The following is a 17,495-nucleotide window of genomic DNA, read 5'->3' on the forward strand; positions in this document are numbered from 1 at the left end:
GGGACGGGCCGGCGCGGGACGGCGGCGGCACCCGGGTAACGTCGGAGCCGCTTCGGGCGCTGACCCAGATAGCGTCCTGCGCCACGAGAGCGACCGAAAGGTCTCTTGCGCACCCGCCGGTCACCGCCATCGGGCCCCCTACGCCGGAGTGAGCGTCGGGCCGTACGTCGGACTACGCACCGGCTTGGTACGAGCTGTGAGGCTTCTCCGCAGATCAGCGCACCCGTGCTCGTCTCCACGCATCAGTGCCAACTGACGGGTACGTGCAAATTATTTGGGATGCCCCGGAATAGGAACACAGTGGCACTCCCGCTCGTTCTCATTACGTGAGCACGACACAGACACCACCTGTTCTCGCCGCGGAGCTGGCAGAGGCGTGGGCCGACATTCAGCGGTACCACCCCGAGCTGCCGGATCTCGCCGCGCCGGAATCCCTGATCGGAGAGTCGTCGTCCGCGTGCGGACACGAGCTCTCCTTCGAACGGCTGCTCCATGAGGCAGTCCACGGCATCGCCGCAGCCCGAGGCGTGCGCGACACCTCGCGGGCCGGCCGCTACCACAACCGCAGATTCCTCGCGATCGCCGAGGAGCTGGGCCTGGACCACCCCGACGAACCGCACCCCAGCAGCGGCTTCTCGCTGGTCACGCTCAACCCCGAGGCCAAGCGCCGCTACCGGCCGACCATCGAGCGGCTGCAGCGCGCGCTCAAGGCCCACACGGTGGCGACCTCCGCCGACACCTCCCGCACCTTCCGCGGCCCGGCCGCCCGCCACGGCTCGTCGGGCGGCGGCGTCCGGGTCAAGGCGGTGTGCGACTGCGGTCGCAACGTCCGGGTGGTGCCGTCGGTCCTGGCCCAGGCACCCATCGTGTGCGGCGGCTGCGGCAAGCCGTTCCGCATCCCGGAGGTCGTGGGAGCGGCGGCGAGCTGAGCACACGGCTGCTCGTGGCAGTCGTAGCCCTGGCCCGTCGCCCCACCCCGCCCGCCGTCAGCGCACCCGACGCACCTCACCTCCGCGCCGGGTGCGCCCGCGGCGTGCCCTCGGCCCCGCACCCGCCGCCGGGCGGAGCGACCCGCCGGGTATGGCACAATGACTAGCTGTACTCGACAGCCGCACAGGACCCCTCTCTCCTCCGGCTGACGCGTCCATCGGGCACTCGGGTACCGCAACCCCACGCGGCAATCTCGCCGTGCCCAAACACGTCAAAACCAGGAGAACCCACTCCCGTGGCAGTCAAGATCAAGCTGAAGCGTCTGGGCAAGATCCGTTCGCCTCACTACCGCATCGTCGTCGCCGACTCCCGCACCCGCCGTGACGGCCGTGCGATCGAGGAGATCGGCAAGTACCACCCGACCTACAACCCGTCGGTCATGGAGGTCGACGCCGACCGCGTCGCCTACTGGCTCGGCGTCGGCGCCCAGCCGACCGAGCCCGTGCTCGCCATCCTGAAGAAGACCGGCGACTGGCAGAAGTTCAAGGGCGAGCCCGCCCCGGCGCCGCTGCTCGTCGCCGCTCCGAAGGCCACGCGCCCCACGTTCGAGGCGCTCGGCGGTGACGACGAGGGCAAGGGTGAGGCCATCACCCAGAAGAAGAAGGCTGAGAAGAAGGACGAGGCCGCGGCTGAGTCCGAGTCGACCGAGGCCTGAGCAGCATGCTCGAAGAGGCGCTTGAGCACCTCGTGAAGGGCATCGTCGACAACCCCGACGATGTGCAGGTCGCCTCGCGCAACCTGCGCCGTGGGCGCGTGCTGGAGGTCCGGGTGCACCCCGACGACCTCGGCAAGGTGATCGGCCGCAACGGCCGCACCGCCCGCGCCCTGCGCACCGTCGTGGGCGCCATCGGCGGCCGTGGAGTCCGGGTCGACCTCGTCGACGTGGATCACGTCCGCTGACGCTTCATCGCAACCGGCTCGGGCCGGGGAGGGCCACTGGGCCGTCCCCGGCCCGTAGTCGTATGGCAGGCCGTACGCGTCCCAGAACAGGAGAACAGGCACAGTGCAGCTGGTAGTCGCACGGATCGGCCGCGCCCACGGCATCAAGGGCGAGGTCACCGTCGAGGTACGTACCGACGAGCCGGAACTCAGGCTCGCGCCCGGCGCCGTACTCGCCACCGATCCCGCCTCCACGGGACCGCTGACCATCGAGACGGGGCGGGTGCACAGCGGCCGGCTGATCCTGCGCTTCGAGGGCGTCCGGGACCGCACCGGCGCCGAGGCCCTGCGTAACACCCTCCTGATCGCCGAGATCGATCCGGAGGAGCTGCCCGAGGACGAGGACGAGTACTACGACCACCAGCTCATCGACCTGGACGTGGTCACCGCGGACGGCACCGAGGTCGGCCGGATCACCGAGATCTCGCACCTGCCCTCGCAGGACCTGTTCATCGTGGAGCGGCCCGACGGCAGCGAGGTGATGATCCCGTTCGTCGAGGAGATCGTCACCGAGATCGACCTCGCGGAGCAGAAGGCGGTCATCACGCCGCCGCCCGGCCTGATCGACGACCGGGCCGAGATCGCGTCCTCGCGGGAAGAGTCGTAAGCGATGCGCCTCGACGTCGTCACCATCTTTCCCGAGTACCTGGAACCGCTGAACGTCTCGCTCGTCGGCAAGGCACGCGCGCGCGGGCAGCTCGACGTGCGCGTGCACGACCTGCGGAACTGGACGTACGACCGCCACAACACCGTCGACGACACCCCGTACGGCGGCGGCCCCGGCATGGTCATGAAGACCGACCCCTGGGGCGACGCCCTCGACACCGTCCTCGCCGACGGCTACGAGACCGGCGCGCACCGCCCCGCCCTGATCGTGCCCACCCCCAGCGGCCGCCCCTTCACCCAGGACCTCGCGGTCGAACTCTCCGAACAGCCCTGGCTGATCTTCACACCGGCCCGCTACGAGGGCATCGACCGGCGGGTGATCGACGAGTACGCCACCCGGATGCCGGTCCATGAGGTGTCCATCGGCGACTACGTGCTGGCCGGCGGCGAGGCGGCCGTACTCGTCGTCACCGAGGCCGTGGCCAGGCTGCTGCCCGGCGTCCTCGGCAACGCCGAGTCGCACCGCGACGACTCCTTCGCGCCCGGCGCCATGGCCAACCTCCTGGAAGGCCCCGTCTACACCAAGCCGCCCGAGTGGCGGGGGCGGGACATCCCGGACGTGCTGCTCAGCGGCCACCACGGCAAGATCGCCCGCTGGCGCCGCGACGAGGCCCTGAAGCGCACGACCGCCCACCGGCCCGACCTGATCGAGCGCTGCGAGCCCAAGGCGTTCGACAAGAAGGACCGCGAGATGCTCTCCATCCTGGGCTGGGAACCGGACCCGGACGGGGAGTCCCACGGCCGATTTTGGCGCCGGGCCCACGCCGTGGAAGAATAGGCGGCTGTTGTGCTGTGAACCGTCCGGTGTGCGCCCCTGCCACAGGGGGAGACGACGCCCACCCCGACGGCACGGCCCACCTCCTCAGAACCTCTAGTTCCGTTGATGACCTGTGGCATCAGCGAAGAAAGCAGAAAAAATGTCTCACCTGCTCGACACCGTCGACTCCGCGTCGCTGCGCAGCGACGTCCCGGCCTTCCGCCCGGGTGACACCGTCAACGTCCACGTCCGCGTCATCGAGGGCAACCGCTCCCGTGTGCAGCAGTTCAAGGGCGTTGTGATCCGCCGCCAGGGCAGCGGTGTCCGCGAGACCTTCACGGTCCGCAAGGTCTCCTTCTCCGTCGGCGTCGAGCGCACCTTCCCGGTGCACACCCCGATCGTCGAGAAGATCGAGCTCGTCACCCGCGGTGACGTGCGTCGCGCCAAGCTCTACTACCTCCGTGACCTGCGCGGCAAGGCCGCGAAGATCAAGGAGAAGCGCGACAACTGATCTGGCGCGGTGCTCGCGAACCCCCGGTGAGCGAGCCGCCGGAAAAGTGCCTCACCGGAGCCGGATACCATCTGGCTCCGATGGACACCGAAGCACAACCGACGGAGCGCGACCGCTCCTCCGGCCCCGGACCAGGGGTCACGGAGGGCCGGTCGCGTTTCGCGTTCCTGACGCGGGTCACCGACTGGCTGCCGGGCGGCTGGATCACCCTGACCCTCTTCACCTGCCTGGCGTTCCTGCTCGTGCTCAACGCTCTCGTGGTGCAGCCGTTCCAGATTCCCAGCGGATCCATGGAACAGGGATTGAGGATCGGGGACCGGGTTCTCGTAAATAAGTTGGCGTACCGTTTCGGTGCCCAGCCGCGCCGGGGCGACGTCGTCGTGTTCGACGGCAGCGGGTACTTCGGGGACGCCGACTACATCAAACGCGTCGTCGGTGTGGGAGGAGACCGCGTGGTCTGCTGCGACAAGAAGGGGAGGATCGAAGTGAACGGCCGCCCGGTCGACGAGACCTCGTTCCTCTATCCCGGGGACGCCCCGTCCACCGTGCCCTTCTACGTCGAGGTGCCCGAGGGCACGCTCTTCGTCCTCGGCGACCACCGCAGCGACTCCAGCGACTCCCGCGACCACCTGGGCTCGCCCGGCGGCGGCATGATCCCCGTGGGGGACGTGATCGGCCGGGCCGACTGGATCATCTGGCCGCACGCGCACTGGACCCACCTCACCCGTCCCGCCGCCTACGCGCGCGTGCCGGCGAGCGCGGCGGCCCCGCAGCGGCCGCGGGTGGCGGGAGCGGCCCATGGGTAACCGCGGCAAACCACGCGGCGTGCCCGGCGACGCCACCGCCAACCTGCTGCCCACCGGGCTGCGGCGGTCCACCGGTCCGACCGGCGGCCGCTCCCGCGCCGAGCGGCGCAAGCTGCAGCGCAAGGTCAAGCGCAAGCGCCGGCGCAGCGCGGTGCGGGAGATACCGCTGCTGGTCGGCGTGGCCGTCCTGATAGCCCTCGTGCTGAAGACGTTCCTCGTCCAGGCCTTCGTGATCCCCTCCGGTTCGATGGAGGAGACGATCCGCATCGGCGACCGCGTCCTGGTCGACAAGTTCACCCCGTGGTTCGGTTCCGAGCCGCACCGCGGTGACGTCGTCGTCTTCCACGACCCGGGCGGCTGGCTGGCCGGCGAGCAGACCACGAAGGCGAACGACCCGATCGTCGTCAAGCAGGTCAAGGAAGGGCTCACCTTCATCGGGCTGCTGCCCTCCGCCGACGAGAAGGACCTCATCAAGCGGGTCATCGGCGTCGGCGGCGACCGCGTCAAGTGCTGCGACGCGCAGGGCCGGGTCACCGTCAACGGCGTGCCGTTGACCGAGGGTGACTACCTCTATCCGGGGAACGCGCCCTCCGCGACCGAGTTCGACATCACCGTCCCGCAGGGACGGCTGTGGGTGATGGGCGACCACCGCGGCAACTCGGCCGACTCACGGGCCCACCAGGACACCGACTACGGCGGCACGGTCCCGGTGAGCCTGGTGGTGGGCCGCGCCAAGTGGATCGGATGGCCGTTCGGGCACTGGGCCTCGCTGGACGAACCTAAAACCTTCGCAAGCGTTTCCAACTCCGTGTCGGGGTCGACCGCGGCTCCCCGGCTGTCGCATAGGGTTGCCTCCGACGATCCGAACGGATACATCCAACTCCCGAGCCCTGCGGAACTCCCGCTCGTTATGGGAGTGGTGGGTCTGCGCCGGGGATGGCGCGGACGGCGGCACGGAGTAAGGAGTTGGCGTGGGGGATGTGGCGGTTGGCGCACGGTCGGGACACGACGGCGAGGAGCACAGCGGGCGCCCCGTGGAGAATGTCCCCCCCGCCGACGGTGGTTCCGCCTCCGGCTATGACGGTGGTCCGGCCGGGAGCGACGGTCCCGCGGACGGCCCGTACCCCGGCGGTGGCGGCGGAGACACGGACGGGGGTGCGGGCGACTCGGCCTCGTCCGCACCGAAGAAGCCCCGCTCCTTCTGGAAGGAGCTGCCGATCCTGATCGGTATCGCGCTGGTACTGGCGCTGCTGATCAAGACGTTCCTGGTGCAGGCGTTCTCGATCCCGTCGGACTCGATGCAGAACACCCTCCAGCAGGGTGACCGCGTCCTGGTCGACAAGCTCACCCCGTGGTTCGGCTCCGAGCCGGACCGTGGCGAGGTCGTGGTCTTCCACGACCCGGACGACTGGCTGGCCGGCGAGCCCACGGCCCAGCCGAACGCGGTCCAGACGTTCCTGAGCTGGATCGGCCTGATGCCGTCCGCCCAGGAGAAGGACCTGATCAAGCGAGTCATCGGCGTCGGCGGCGACACCGTCTCCTGCAAGAACAGCGGCCCGCTCATGGTCAACGGCCACGCGCTGAACGAGCCGTACGTGTACCCGGGCAACACCCCCTGCAGCGTCGACGACCAGGGCGGCCAGTTCACGGTGAAGGTGCCCAAGGGCTACATCTGGGTGATGGGCGACCACCGCCAGAACTCCCGTGACTCCCGGTACAACCAGTCCGACAGCCACCACGGCATGGTCCCGGTCAAGGACGTCGTGGGCCGCGCCATCGTCAAGGCCTGGCCGATCAACCGCTGGGGCACCCTGCCCGTCCCGGACACCTTCGACCAGAGCGGTATCAACACGCAGTCGTCGGCCGCGGCCTCCCTGTCGGTGGCCCCGGAGGGCGTGGCCGTCGCGGCCGTCGTGCCGGTCGCCGTGTGGCGCCGCCGGCAGGGCGAGCGGATCCAGTCGAAGTTCGAGAAGCGCCCGGCCGCCGCGGGCAAGCGCTGACCCGCCCGTGTGAAAGCCTTGGGGAGCTTGTGACCAGGGCCGGAGAAGAAGGGCTGCCCCTGCCCGGTACCGCCGGGTAGGGTGCGGCCTCATGGGTGGCGAGAGCACGATACGAACGGCCCCGCGCAGCGGAGGCACCGGCACCGGCACGGCGCGGGCCGGCCGCGGGCTCGGAGACCGCCTGTCGGGAATCGCCGTCGCGCTGGGCATCGTGCTGTTCCTCGGCGGGTTCGCCTGGGGAGCGGTCGTCTACCGGCCGTACACCGTGCCCACCACCTCCATGACCCCGACGATCGACGCCGGTGACCGGGTCCTCGGGCAGCGCATCGACGGCGGCGAGGTGCGCCGGGGCGACGTCGTGGTCTTCCACGACACGAGCTGGGTCACCAACGCGGACGTGGTCAAGCGCGTGGTCGCCGTCGGCGGTGACACCGTCGCCTGCTGCACGGACGGCAAGCTGACCGTCAACGGCAAGCAGATCGACGAGCCGTACCTGCCGGCGGGCAGCCAGGCCGAACTCCAGGGCTTCCCGACCGTGACCGTCCCCAAGGGGCGGCTCTTCCTCCTCGGCGACGAGCGCCAGGGCTCCCTGGACTCCACCGCCCACCTGACGGACGCGACGAAGGGCACCGTGGCCCGCAGCGCCGTCCGGGCCCGGGTGGACTCCGTCGTCTGGCCCATGAAGGGCCTGCTCAAGCGCCCGACCGGCTTCGAGGTGCTCGGCGCCCTCTCCCAGCCGGGCCCGCTGCGCGTCATCGAGTCCATGATCGTCGCCGGCGCCGTGCTGGTTCTCGCGGGCGGCGCCTACGGCCCGGTCGTCGGCCTGGTGGGACGTTCCCGCACCCGCGGCCGCACAGAGGCCGCCGGTGCCCGCTGAGGCGCCGCCGGAGGCCGTCCCGGGCGCTCCGCGCAAGGTGGCCCGGGTGGTCCTGCTCGATCCGGACGACCGCATCCTGCTCCTGCACGGCCACGAGCCGGACGACCCGGCCGACGACTGGTGGTTCACGCCGGGCGGCGGACTGGAGGGCGACGAGACCCGTGAGCAGGCCGCTCTGCGGGAACTCGCCGAGGAGACCGGCATCACGGACGTGGAACTCGGCCCGCTGCTGTGGCGGCGGATGTGCTCCTTCCCGTTCGCGGGCCGCCGCTGGTACCAGGACGAGTGGTACTACCTGGCCCGGACGGCGCGTACGTTCGAGGTGACGCCCGGTGCCGGTGACCTGACCGAGCTGGAGCGGCGCAGCGTGGTGGGAGCACGTTGGTGGACGTGCCGGGAACTGACCCGGGCCCATGAGACGGTGTATCCGACCAGACTCGCCGAGCTGTTCCGTAGGCTGCTCGACGAAGGTCCCCCCGTCAGGCCCGTCACCCTTGACACGGAAATCGTCTAGGGGCGCGCGGTACTGGCGCACAATGGTGGGATCGCACGGCTGAAGGGGAACATGCCATGAGCGCCGAGGACCTCGAAAAGTACGAGACCGAGATGGAGCTGAAGCTCTACCGGGAGTACCGCGATGTCGTCGGTCTGTTCAAATACGTGATCGAGACCGAGCGGCGCTTCTACCTCACCAACGACTACGAGATGCAGGTGCACTCGGTCCAGGGCGAGGTGTTCTTCGAGGTGTCCATGGCGGACGCCTGGGTCTGGGACATGTACCGGCCGGCCCGCTTCGTGAAACAGGTCCGCGTGCTGACGTTCAAGGACGTGAACATCGAGGAGCTGAACAAGACCGATCTGGAGCTCCCGGGCGGCTGAGCCGGACTCCGCGGGTGACCACGGGTGTCACTCGTGTGAGTGACGAAGTTGTCCACAACCCCTGAGTGGTCCACCAAGATCCACTCGGGGGCGGGGGGTGCGTGACGGTTGGCGCCGGAGGTGGTGCCGACATGAACACCCAACGGGCACGCAAGGCACTCGGCGCGTACGGCGAGACGCTCGCCGCACGGCGGCTGGCGGAAGCCGGTCTGACGATCCTGGAGCGCAACTGGCGCTGCGGCAGGACCGGCGAGATCGACATCGTGGCACGGGACGGGGACGTCCTGGTGATCTGCGAGGTCAAGACCCGGCGGGCGGGTCCCTTCGAACACCCCATGGCCGCGGTGACCCCCCAGAAGGCCGAGCGCCTGCGGGGCTTGGCCGAGCACTGGATCCACACCCACGGAGGAGCCCCGCCCGGCGGCGTCCGCATCGACGTCGTGGGCGTGGTCCTGCCGCGGCGCGGCGCGGCCGTGGTCGAGCACGCGCGGGGGGTGGCCTGAGATGGGGTTCGCGCGGACGTGCTCGGTGGCGCTGGTGGGCGTCGAGGGCGTGGTGGTCGAGGTCCAGGCCGACCTGGAGCCCGGCGTGGCGGCGTTCACGCTCGTGGGGCTGCCGGACAAGAGCCTGACGGAGAGCCGGGACCGGGTCCGGGCGGCGGTGGTGAACTCCGGGACCGCCTGGCCCTCGAAGAAACTGACGGTGGGGCTCAGCCCGGCGTCGGTGCCCAAGGCGGGATCCGGCTTCGACCTGGCCGTCGCGTGCGCCGTGCTCGGCGCCGCCGAACGGATCGACCCGAGGGTGCTGGCCGACATCGTGATGATCGGCGAGCTGGGCCTGGACGGCCGGGTCCGCCCGGTCCGCGGCACCCTGCCGGCGGTGCTGGCGGCCGCCGACGCCGGTTACGAGCAGGTCGTCGTGCCGGAGTGCGCCGCCGGCGAGGCCGCGCTGGTGCCCGACGTCTCCGTGCTCGGCGTGCGCACCCTGCGCCAGCTCATCGCCATCCTCGCCGACGAGCCGGTGCCCGACGAGGAGCCCGACGAGCCGGGCCGCCCCGATCCGCTGCTCGCCGGCCTGCGGGTACCGGGCTCCGGCGCCGCCACCGCCCTGCACGGCGCGGGCGCCGCGCACCAGGACCACGGCCACGACCTGGCCGACGTCGTCGGCCAGCTCTCCGCCCGGACCGCCGTCGAGGTGGCCGCGGCCGGCGGCCACCACCTCTTCCTGGAGGGGCCGCCGGGCGCGGGCAAGACCATGCTCGCGGAGCGGCTGCCGGCCGTACTGCCCCGGCTGACCCGCGAGGAGTCGCTCGAAGTCACCGCGGTGCACTCGGTGGCCGGCCTGCTGCCACCGGGCAAACCCCTGGTCGACGCCGCTCCCTACTGCGCCCCGCACCACTCGGCCACCATGCAGGCCCTGGTCGGCGGCGGCCCCGGGATCGCCCGCCCCGGAGCCGTCTCGCTCGCACACCGCGGTGTCCTCTTCCTCGACGAGACCCCGGAGTTCAGCAGCCGGGCGCTCGACGCGCTGCGCCAGCCGCTGGAGGCCGGCCATGTCGTGATCGCGCGCAGCGCGGGCGTGGTGCGGTTCCCGGCGAGGTTCCTGATGGTGCTCGCGGCGAACCCGTGCCCCTGCGGGCGCTTCTCGCTCGCCGACGCCTTCTGCGAGTGCCCGCCCTCGGCCGTCCGCCGCTACCAGGCCCGGCTCTCCGGCCCACTGCTCGACCGCGTCGACCTGCGCGTCCAGGTGGACCGGGTGACCCGCGCCCAGCTCACCGAGCGGGGCATCCGCGGCGAGTCCACGGCGGTGGTCGCCGACCGGGTGCGGGCGGCCCGGGAGCGCGCGGCCCTGCGCCTCGCCGGCACCCCCTGGCGGACCAACGGCGAGGTGCCCGGCAGCGAGCTGCGCGGCCGCTGGCAGGCGGTTCCCGGAGCCATGGACGAGGCCGAGCGCAACCTGGAGCGCGGGGTGCTGACCGCCCGCGGTCTCGACCGGGTCCTGCGGGTCGCCTGGACCGTCGCCGACCTGGTCGGACACGACCGCCCGGACGCGACGGACGTGGCCCTGGCCCTGCAACTGCGCACCGGCGTCCCGCGGGGCGTGCCGATGGCCCTCGGGGCGCTGACATGACCGACGAGCACACGCTGCTGGCCCGGGTCTTCCTCGCCCGGGTCGTGGAACCCGGTGACGAGGTCGCCGGACGGTGGATCCGGGAGCGGGGCGCGCACGAGGTGGCGCGGCGGCTCAAGAGCGCCGGCGAGCCGCTGCCGGGCGTCGGCGACAAGCGCTGGTCGGGGCTGCTCGCCCGGGCGGAGCGGGCCGATCCGCGCGCGGACCTCGTCCTCGCGCGGCAGGCCGGAGCGCGCTTCGTCGCCCCCGGTGACACCGAGTGGCCGACCCAGCTCGACGACCTCGGCGACGCCCGTCCCGTCGGCCTGTGGGTGCGGGGCAGGCCCAGCCTGCGGATGTGGGCGCTGCGGGCCGTCGCCGTGGTCGGGGCGCGGGCCTGCACGGAGTACGGCGCGCACATGGCGGCCGCCCTCGCCGCGGGGCTCGCCGAGCGCGGCTGGGTGGTGGTCTCCGGCGGCGCCTACGGCGTGGACGGCGCCGCCCACCGCGGGGCCCTCGGCGCGGGCGGCGCCACCGTCGCGGTGCTGGCCTGCGGGGTCGACCGGCCCTATCCGCGCGGCCACACCGAGTTGATCACCAGGATCGCCGAACAGGGCCTCGTGGTGGGGGAGTTGCCGCCCGGCGAGCATCCGACGCAGAGCAGGTTCGTGCTCCGCAACCGAGTGATCGCGGCGCTGACCAGGGGGACCGTCGTCGTGGAGGCCGCCCACCGCAGCGGCTCTCTGGTCACCGCGCGGGCGGCCCAGCGGCTCGGCCGGTTCACCATGGGCGTGCCGGGGCCCGCCACCAGTGGCCTCTCGGCCGGGGTGCACGAGCTGCTGAGAGGCGAGGCCGCGCTCGTCACGGACGCCGCGGAGGTCGTCGAACTCGTGGGCGACATGGGCGAGCTGGCACCGGCCAGACGCGGTCCCGTCCTCCCGCGTGACCTGCTGGAACCGGGTGCGGGACAGGTCCTGGCCGCCCTGCCGGGGAACCGGCCGGCGTCACCCGAAGAGGTGGCGCGGGGGGCTCGGACGACCGAGGACGAAGCCGTCGCCCGGCTGTACGAACTCCGAGCACTTGGTTACGTCGAACGACACGGCGACGGCTGGAAGTTGACACGCCAGGCGATGATCTCGGTCCGAGAGGGTCGGAGTCCGTGCTGACCGAGTGTGTTCGGCCGTCCGGGGGAACCCCCGACGCCCTTGGTAATTCCCGGAGTTGACACCTTCGGCCGATCACGCAGAGCGATCCGCCGGGCGCGGCCGGACGTGCCGTCCAGGGGGTTCGCGCGGGGGTGGAGCCTCGGTGTTCGCACACCGCGACTCCTCAGTCACGCTACGCTCACGAAAGCCCTGGCGCAGAACGCGCCGACCGACACCGACCGACCCCGCACCCGATCCGCACACCTTCCCCGCTCACCCTCCTCGTGGCACATCACGGCACTTCCTGGCACTTCACGGCAGAACGGCACAAGGCGACGAATGCCCCAGCACACCTCCGGGTCCGACCGGGCGGCGATCCCCCCAGCCGCCCGTGACGGTGGCAGCGTGCGGCCGCCCGCTCCCTCGACGCTCGACGAGCTGTGGCGGTCGTACAAGGCGACGGGGGACGACCGGCTGCGGGAACAGCTGATCCTGCACTACTCGCCGCTGGTGAAGTACGTGGCGGGACGGGTCAGTGTCGGCCTGCCGCCCAACGTGGAGCAGGCCGACTTCGTCTCCTCCGGGGTGTTCGGGCTCATCGACGCGATCGACAAGTTCGACGTCGACCGGGAGATCAAGTTCGAGACGTACGCGATCACCCGGATCCGGGGCGCGATGATCGACGAGCTGCGGGCGCTGGACTGGATTCCCCGTTCCGTACGGCAGAAGGCGCGCAACGTCGAGCGGGCGTACGCCACGCTGGAGGCCCGGCTGCGCAGGACGCCGTCGGAGACCGAGGTGGCCGCCGAGCTGGGCATCGAGGTCGAGGAACTGCACGCCGTCTTCAGCCAGTTGTCGCTGGCCAACGTGGTGGCGCTGGAGGAGCTGCTGCACGTCGGGGGCGAGGGCGGCGACGGCCTGAGCGTCATGGACACCCTGGAGGACACCGCCGCGGACAACCCCGTGGAGGTGGCCGAGGACCGGGAGCTGCGGCGGTTCCTGGCGCGGGCCATCAACACGCTGCCCGACCGGGAGAAGACCGTGGTCACCCTCTACTACTACGAGGGACTCACGCTCGCCGAGATCGGCAACGTCCTCGGGGTCACCGAGAGCCGGGTGAGCCAGATCCACACGAAGTCGGTGCTGCAGCTGCGGGCGAAGCTGGCGAGTTTCGGCCGCTGAGCGCCGCTTCGTAGCCGCTGAGCTGCGGATTCCGGGGGTGCGGCCGCCGGGAGCGACCCGTGTCCCGGTCGTGCTGTCTCCCGTCCGGCCCGGCGCGTCCGTAGAGTGGTCGACGTGCCAAGGATTCGAGCGGCCTCCGTGGCCGAGCACCGGTCGATGCAGCGAGCCGCCCTGCTGGACGCGGCGCGGTCCCTCCTGTCGGAGGGCGGGACGGAGGCGCTGACGTTCCCCGCGCTCGCCGAGCGGACGGGACTGGCCCGCTCCTCCGTCTACGAGTACTTCCGCTCCCGCGCCGCGGTCGTCGAGGAACTCTGCGAGGTCGACTTCCCGGTCTGGGCCGCGGAGGTCGAGACGGCGATGGAGCGGGCGGCTTCCGGTGAGGGCAAGGTCGAGGCCTACGTCCGGCAGCAGCTGGCGCTGGTCGGCGACCGCCGGCACCGCGCGGTCGTCGCGATCTCGGCGAGCGAGCTGGACGCGGGCGCGCGGGAGAAGATCCGCGCCGCGCACGGCGGGCTGGTCGCGATGATCGTGGAGGCGCTGGCGGCGCTGGGGCACGAGCAGCCGCGGCTGGCGGCGATGCTGGTGCAGGGGGTCGTGGACGCGGCGGTACGGCGCATCGAGCTGGGCGCGGCGGAGGATCCCACGGTCATCACCGAGGCGGCCGTGGCCATGGCGCTGCGGGGCGTGCGGGGCTGACGAGGGCGCTCCGGCCACGCCCGGCCGCACCGCGGATACGGCTTCGCCGTCCGCCCACGACGGCCCCTTTCATCCCTGCCCCGGCCCCTGCCCCGGCCCCTGCCCCTGTTCCTGTCCCTGCCCCTGTTCCTGCCCCTCGGGAAGTCCCCGTCCCTCCGGCAATGGCACCCCCAGCACCGGCAGCAGCCGGGCCGGACCTCCGTTCAGCAGCCACGGCGGCAACAGCAGCAGCGGGTTCACGTACACGTCCCCGCTGAGCAGACCCCAGTGCACGCACGCACTAGCCCCGCAGTGCCGGCCCGCGGGCCCGACCGTGCCCACCACCTGCCCCGCCGTCACCTCCTGCCCCTTCTCCACCCGCGGCGTCACCGGCTCGTACGTGGTGCGCAGGTCCGTCCCGGCGAGGAGCACCGACACCACGCCCCGGCCCCCGACCGGCCCCGCGAAGAAGACCCGGCCCGCCGCCACCGCCCGGACCTCCGCGCCCGGCGCGGCGCCCAGATCCACCCCGCGGTGCCCGGGGCCGTACACCGTCACCGGCGGCTCCCAGCCGCGCAGGACCGGCGGCCGTGCCCCCACCGGCCAGGCCCGGCCGACCGCCGGGACCGCGGCCGTAGCAGGCGGGGCGTCGTCCGCCCGCGCCGCCGGCCAGGTCCAGGACCACACCCAGGCCCAGGTCACCGTGAGAAGCAGCGGCAGCCACCGCATCGTTCGTCGCATCACGCACATGACCGAACCGTCCCGTAAACCGCCGATCATGGCCGGTACCTGTGGATTACTCACCGGTTGTGGACAGCGGCGTCACCCGGTGCCCTGCGGGTCCCGTACACTTCCCTTGGCGATCCGGGTCACCGGGTCGACTTCGCACGCCCCGACACCAGGTCAGCAGTACGGCCCGGGTCAGCGCTTCTCGGTCCTTCGTGGCACAGCGCAGACGGGCGTCAGGCGCGGGAGCCGTCCGGTCCCCGCGGCACAACCGAGAAATTCAAGGAGATACGGCCATGGCCGTCGTCACGATGCGGGAGCTGCTGGAGAGCGGCGTCCACTTCGGTCACCAGACCCGTCGCTGGAACCCGAAGATGAAGCGCTTCATCTTCACCGAGCGCAACGGCATCTACATCATCGACCTGCTCCAGTCGCTGTCGTACATCGACCGCGCCTACGAGTTCGTCAAGGAGACCGTCGCCCACGGCGGCACGGTCATGTTCGTCGGCACGAAGAAGCAGGCGCAGGAGGCCATCGCGGAGCAGGCCACCCGCGTCGGCATGCCCTACGTCAACCAGCGCTGGCTGGGCGGCATGCTCACCAACTTCTCGACCGTCTACAAGCGTCTGCAGCGCCTCAAGGAGCTTGAGCAGATCGACTTCGAGGACGTCGCCGCGTCCGGTCTGACCAAGAAGGAGCTTCTCGTGCTCTCGCGCGAGAAGGCCAAGCTGGAGAAGACCCTCGGCGGTATCCGCGAGATGCAGAAGGTGCCCAGCGCCGTCTGGATCGTGGACACCAAGAAGGAGCACATCGCGGTCGGCGAGGCCCGGAAGCTCAACATCCCGGTCGTCGCCATCCTCGACACCAACTGCGACCCCGACGAGGTCGACTACAAGATCCCGGGCAACGACGACGCGATCCGCTCCGTCACCCTGCTCACCCGCGTGATCGCCGACGCCGTGGCCGAGGGCCTCATCTCCCGCTCCGGTGTCGCCACCGAGGGCAAGGGCGACAAGGCCGCCGGCGAGCCGCTCGCGGCCTGGGAGCGCGACCTGCTCGAGGGCGAGAAGAAGGCCGACGAGCCCGAGGTCCAGACCTCCGCCGAGACCGAGAAGGTCGCCGACGCCGAGCAGGCCGAGGCTCCGGTCGCCGCCGAGGCCGCTGTCGAGGCCCCGGCCGCCGAGGAGGCCCCCGCGGCCGAGGCGCCGGCCGCGGACGCCGAGCAGGCCTGACCCGTCAGCGTTGACGGCGGGGGCGGCGACATCCCGTACGCCCCCGCCGTTCACCCACAGATTCGCGTTCCACATCTCCGTGTGGTTCGTGGATCGGGCAGATCTCCCGACTTCGAGAAAGACTTAACGACTCATGGCGAACTACACCGCCGCTGACGTCAAGAAGCTCCGCGAGCTCACCGGCGCCGGCATGATGGACTGCAAGAAGGCCCTGGACGAGGCCGAGGGCGACGTCGACAAGGCTGTCGAGGCGCTCCGTATCAAGGGCCAGAAGGGCGTCGCCAAGCGCGAGGGCCGCTCCGCCGAGAACGGCGCCGTGGTCTCGATCATCGCCGACGACAACTCCTCCGGCGTCCTCGTCGAGCTGAAGTGCGAGACGGACTTCGTCGCCAAGGGCGAGAAGTTCCAGGCCGCCGCCAACGCCATCGCCGAGCACGTCACCAAGTCCACCTACGCGGACCTGGACGCCCTGCTCGCCTCCGAGATCGAGCCCGGCAAGACCGTCCAGGCGTTCGTGGACGAGGCCAACGCCAACCTGGGCGAGAAGATCGTCCTGGAGCGCTTCGCGCAGTACGCCGACGGTTTCGTGCTCGCGTACATGCACCGCACGATGCCCGACCTGCCGCCGCAGATCGGTGTCCTCGTCGAGCTGGACAAGCCGAACGCCGAGGTTGCCAAGGGCATCGCCCAGCACATCGCCGCCTTCGCGCCGAAGTACCTGGCCAAGGAGGACGTGCCGGCCGACGTCGTCGAGTCCGAGCGTCGCATCGCCGAGGAGACCACCCGCGCCGAGGGCAAGCCCGAGGCCGCGCTCCCGAAGATCGTCGAGGGTCGTCTCAACGGCTTCTTCAAGGACGCCACGCTGCTCGGCCAGCCGTACGCGCTGGACAACAAGAAGTCGGTCCAGAAGGTCCTGGACGAGGCCGGTGTCACCCTGAAGCGCTTCACGCGCATCAAGGTCGGCATCTGAGTCCGTACCGCGATCGACGCGCGACCCGTGGGGAAATCCCGATAGGGTCGGTCGACAGCAGCCGTCCGGTACCCGGCCAGACCCAGGGTCGTGACGGACGGCAGCAGATCTGACGAGGAGGCCATTGCCGCGCATGGGCAGCGAAAAGCGACCCCACCGGCAATGGCCTTCTTCGTATGTGCACCACGTGAAAGAGGCGGGATCTCCATGACCACCAAGGCTCAGAAGAGCGACGACGGCAAAGTACGCGGCCGGTTTCTGCTGAAGCTGTCCGGAGAGGCGTTCGCCGGTGGCGGCGGCCTGGGCGTGGACCCCGACGTCGTGCACAAGATCGCCCGTGAGATCGCGGCCGTCGTCCGCGACGGCGCGGAGATCGCCGTCGTCATCGGCGGCGGCAACTTCTTCCGCGGCGCCGAGCTCCAGCAGCGCGGCATGGACCGGGCCCGCTCGGACTACATGGGCATGCTCGGCACCGTGATGAACTGCCTGGCCCTCCAGGACTTCCTGGAGAAGGAGGGCATCGACAGCCGGGTGCAGACCGCGATCACCATGGGCCAGGTCGCCGAGCCGTACATCCCGCTGCGCGCCGTGCGCCACCTGGAGAAGGGCCGCGTGGTCATCTTCGGCGCCGGTATGGGCATGCCGTACTTCTCCACCGACACCACCGCCGCCCAGCGCGCCCTGGAGATCGACGCCGAGGCGCTGCTCATGGGCAAGAACGGGGTGGACGGGGTCTACGACTCCGACCCCAAGAAGAACCCGGACGCCGTCAAGTTCGACTCCCTCGGCTACGGCGAGGTCATCACCCGTGAGCTCAAGGTCGCCGACGCCACGGCGATCACGCTCTGCCGCGACAACAGGCTGCCGATCCTGGTCTTCGAGCTGCTCGTGGAAGGCAATATCGCGCGGGCCGTCAAGGGTGAGAAGATCGGCACGCTGGTGGGTGACCAGGGCGGCCGGGCCTGACCGGCACCGCCTGACCACCCTGGCCGGGGGATGGACAATGTCCTGCCGGTCGGGAACCGTGCAGG

Annotated in this window: 21 protein-coding genes; 20 read left to right on the forward strand and 1 reads right to left on the reverse strand. The window is 71.2% G+C overall.

The annotated features are described in order from the left end of the window. The first annotated feature begins 326 nt into the window (after positions 1-326). From ACIQOE_RS37390 to ACIQOE_RS37470, 17 genes are all read left to right on the forward strand, one after another. Positions 327-929: a hypothetical protein gene (locus ACIQOE_RS37390; protein ID WP_351323543.1), complete on the forward strand. Its 603-nt coding sequence runs from the start codon at positions 327-329 to the stop codon at positions 927-929. 296 nt (positions 930-1,225) lie between these two features. Next, positions 1,226-1,645, forward strand: coding sequence for a 30S ribosomal protein S16 (gene rpsP / locus ACIQOE_RS37395; protein ID WP_351323544.1), 420 nt, complete (start codon positions 1,226-1,228; stop codon positions 1,643-1,645). 5 nt (positions 1,646-1,650) lie between these two features. Next, the gene (locus ACIQOE_RS37400) at positions 1,651-1,890 is read left to right on the forward strand and encodes an RNA-binding protein (protein ID WP_003973401.1); all 240 of its coding nucleotides are present in this window, start codon (positions 1,651-1,653) and stop codon (positions 1,888-1,890) included. Between the two features lie 103 nt (positions 1,891-1,993). Further along, complete coding sequence (gene rimM, locus ACIQOE_RS37405) at positions 1,994-2,536, forward strand: ribosome maturation factor RimM (RefSeq protein ID WP_399012741.1); 543 nt, start codon at positions 1,994-1,996, stop codon at positions 2,534-2,536. A gap of 3 nt (positions 2,537-2,539) precedes the next feature. Further along, complete coding sequence (gene trmD, locus ACIQOE_RS37410) at positions 2,540-3,373, forward strand: tRNA (guanosine(37)-N1)-methyltransferase TrmD (protein WP_351323546.1); 834 nt, start codon at positions 2,540-2,542, stop codon at positions 3,371-3,373. A gap of 139 nt (positions 3,374-3,512) precedes the next feature. Beyond that, positions 3,513-3,863, forward strand: a complete 351-nt coding sequence (gene rplS / locus ACIQOE_RS37415; protein WP_351323547.1) for a 50S ribosomal protein L19 — start codon at positions 3,513-3,515, stop codon at positions 3,861-3,863. Positions 3,864-3,943: 80 nt separating this feature from the next. Then, on the forward strand, positions 3,944-4,669 hold the full coding sequence (gene lepB / locus ACIQOE_RS37420) for a signal peptidase I (protein ID WP_365558943.1): 726 nt from the start codon (positions 3,944-3,946) through the stop codon (positions 4,667-4,669). Further along, positions 4,662-5,750 (forward strand): signal peptidase I, encoded by a 1,089-nt coding sequence (gene lepB, locus ACIQOE_RS37425; protein WP_351323549.1) that lies wholly within the window; start codon positions 4,662-4,664, stop codon positions 5,748-5,750. The genes lepB (ACIQOE_RS37420) and lepB (ACIQOE_RS37425) overlap by 8 nt, the downstream gene beginning before the upstream one ends. Beyond that, a complete protein-coding gene (lepB, locus tag ACIQOE_RS37430; RefSeq protein ID WP_401416402.1) occupies positions 5,641-6,669 on the forward strand; it encodes a signal peptidase I in 1,029 nt (342 codons plus the stop codon). The genes lepB (ACIQOE_RS37425) and lepB (ACIQOE_RS37430) overlap by 110 nt, the downstream gene beginning before the upstream one ends. A gap of 91 nt (positions 6,670-6,760) precedes the next feature. Further along, a complete protein-coding gene (gene lepB, locus ACIQOE_RS37435) occupies positions 6,761-7,546 on the forward strand; it encodes a signal peptidase I (RefSeq protein ID WP_401416404.1) in 786 nt (261 codons plus the stop codon). Further along, complete coding sequence (locus ACIQOE_RS37440) at positions 7,536-8,060, forward strand: NUDIX hydrolase (protein ID WP_351323552.1); 525 nt, start codon at positions 7,536-7,538, stop codon at positions 8,058-8,060. Before lepB (ACIQOE_RS37435) ends, ACIQOE_RS37440 begins: the two co-directional genes overlap by 11 nt. 56 nt (positions 8,061-8,116) lie before the next feature. Further along, a complete protein-coding gene (locus tag ACIQOE_RS37445; RefSeq protein ID WP_008745401.1) occupies positions 8,117-8,425 on the forward strand; it encodes a DUF2469 domain-containing protein in 309 nt (102 codons plus the stop codon). A gap of 131 nt (positions 8,426-8,556) precedes the next feature. Next, positions 8,557-8,928, forward strand: a complete 372-nt coding sequence (locus ACIQOE_RS37450) for a YraN family protein (protein ID WP_351323553.1) — start codon at positions 8,557-8,559, stop codon at positions 8,926-8,928. Position 8,929: 1 nt separating this feature from the next. Further along, positions 8,930-10,555, forward strand: coding sequence for a YifB family Mg chelatase-like AAA ATPase (locus tag ACIQOE_RS37455; protein WP_401416408.1), 1,626 nt, complete (start codon positions 8,930-8,932; stop codon positions 10,553-10,555). Further along, complete coding sequence (gene dprA, locus ACIQOE_RS37460) at positions 10,552-11,700, forward strand: DNA-processing protein DprA (RefSeq protein WP_365558947.1); 1,149 nt, start codon at positions 10,552-10,554, stop codon at positions 11,698-11,700. The genes ACIQOE_RS37455 and dprA overlap by 4 nt, the downstream gene beginning before the upstream one ends. A 318-nt stretch (positions 11,701-12,018) precedes the next feature. Further along, positions 12,019-12,861 (forward strand): RNA polymerase sigma factor WhiG, encoded by an 843-nt coding sequence (whiG, locus tag ACIQOE_RS37465; protein ID WP_351323556.1) that lies wholly within the window; start codon positions 12,019-12,021, stop codon positions 12,859-12,861. Between the two features lie 138 nt (positions 12,862-12,999). After that, the gene (locus ACIQOE_RS37470) at positions 13,000-13,557 is read left to right on the forward strand and encodes a helix-turn-helix domain-containing protein (RefSeq protein ID WP_351323637.1); all 558 of its coding nucleotides are present in this window, start codon (positions 13,000-13,002) and stop codon (positions 13,555-13,557) included. 69 nt (positions 13,558-13,626) lie between these two features. Here ACIQOE_RS37470 and ACIQOE_RS37475 read toward each other — a convergent pair whose 3' ends face one another. Further along, complete coding sequence (locus ACIQOE_RS37475; protein ID WP_401416457.1) at positions 13,627-14,277, reverse strand: murein hydrolase activator EnvC family protein; 651 nt, start codon at positions 14,275-14,277, stop codon at positions 13,627-13,629. A 281-nt stretch (positions 14,278-14,558) separates the two neighbouring features. On the opposite strand from ACIQOE_RS37475, the gene rpsB reads away from it, so the two are divergent. From rpsB to pyrH, 3 genes are all read left to right on the forward strand, one after another. Next, positions 14,559-15,494 carry a 30S ribosomal protein S2 gene (gene rpsB, locus ACIQOE_RS37480; RefSeq protein ID WP_351323557.1) on the forward strand — a complete coding sequence of 312 codons (936 nt, stop codon included), beginning with the start codon at positions 14,559-14,561 and terminating at the stop codon, positions 15,492-15,494. A 133-nt stretch (positions 15,495-15,627) separates the two neighbouring features. Then, on the forward strand, positions 15,628-16,464 hold the full coding sequence (gene tsf, locus ACIQOE_RS37485) for a translation elongation factor Ts (RefSeq protein WP_351323559.1): 837 nt from the start codon (positions 15,628-15,630) through the stop codon (positions 16,462-16,464). Positions 16,465-16,671: 207 nt separating this feature from the next. After that, a complete protein-coding gene (gene pyrH / locus ACIQOE_RS37490) occupies positions 16,672-17,430 on the forward strand; it encodes a UMP kinase (protein WP_351323560.1) in 759 nt (252 codons plus the stop codon). The last annotated feature ends 65 nt before the right edge of the window (positions 17,431-17,495 follow it).

Source organism: Streptomyces sp. NPDC091282, from assembly GCF_044757385.1.
GTDB classification, from domain to species: Bacteria; Actinomycetota; Actinomycetes; order Streptomycetales; family Streptomycetaceae; genus Streptomyces; species Streptomyces gramineus.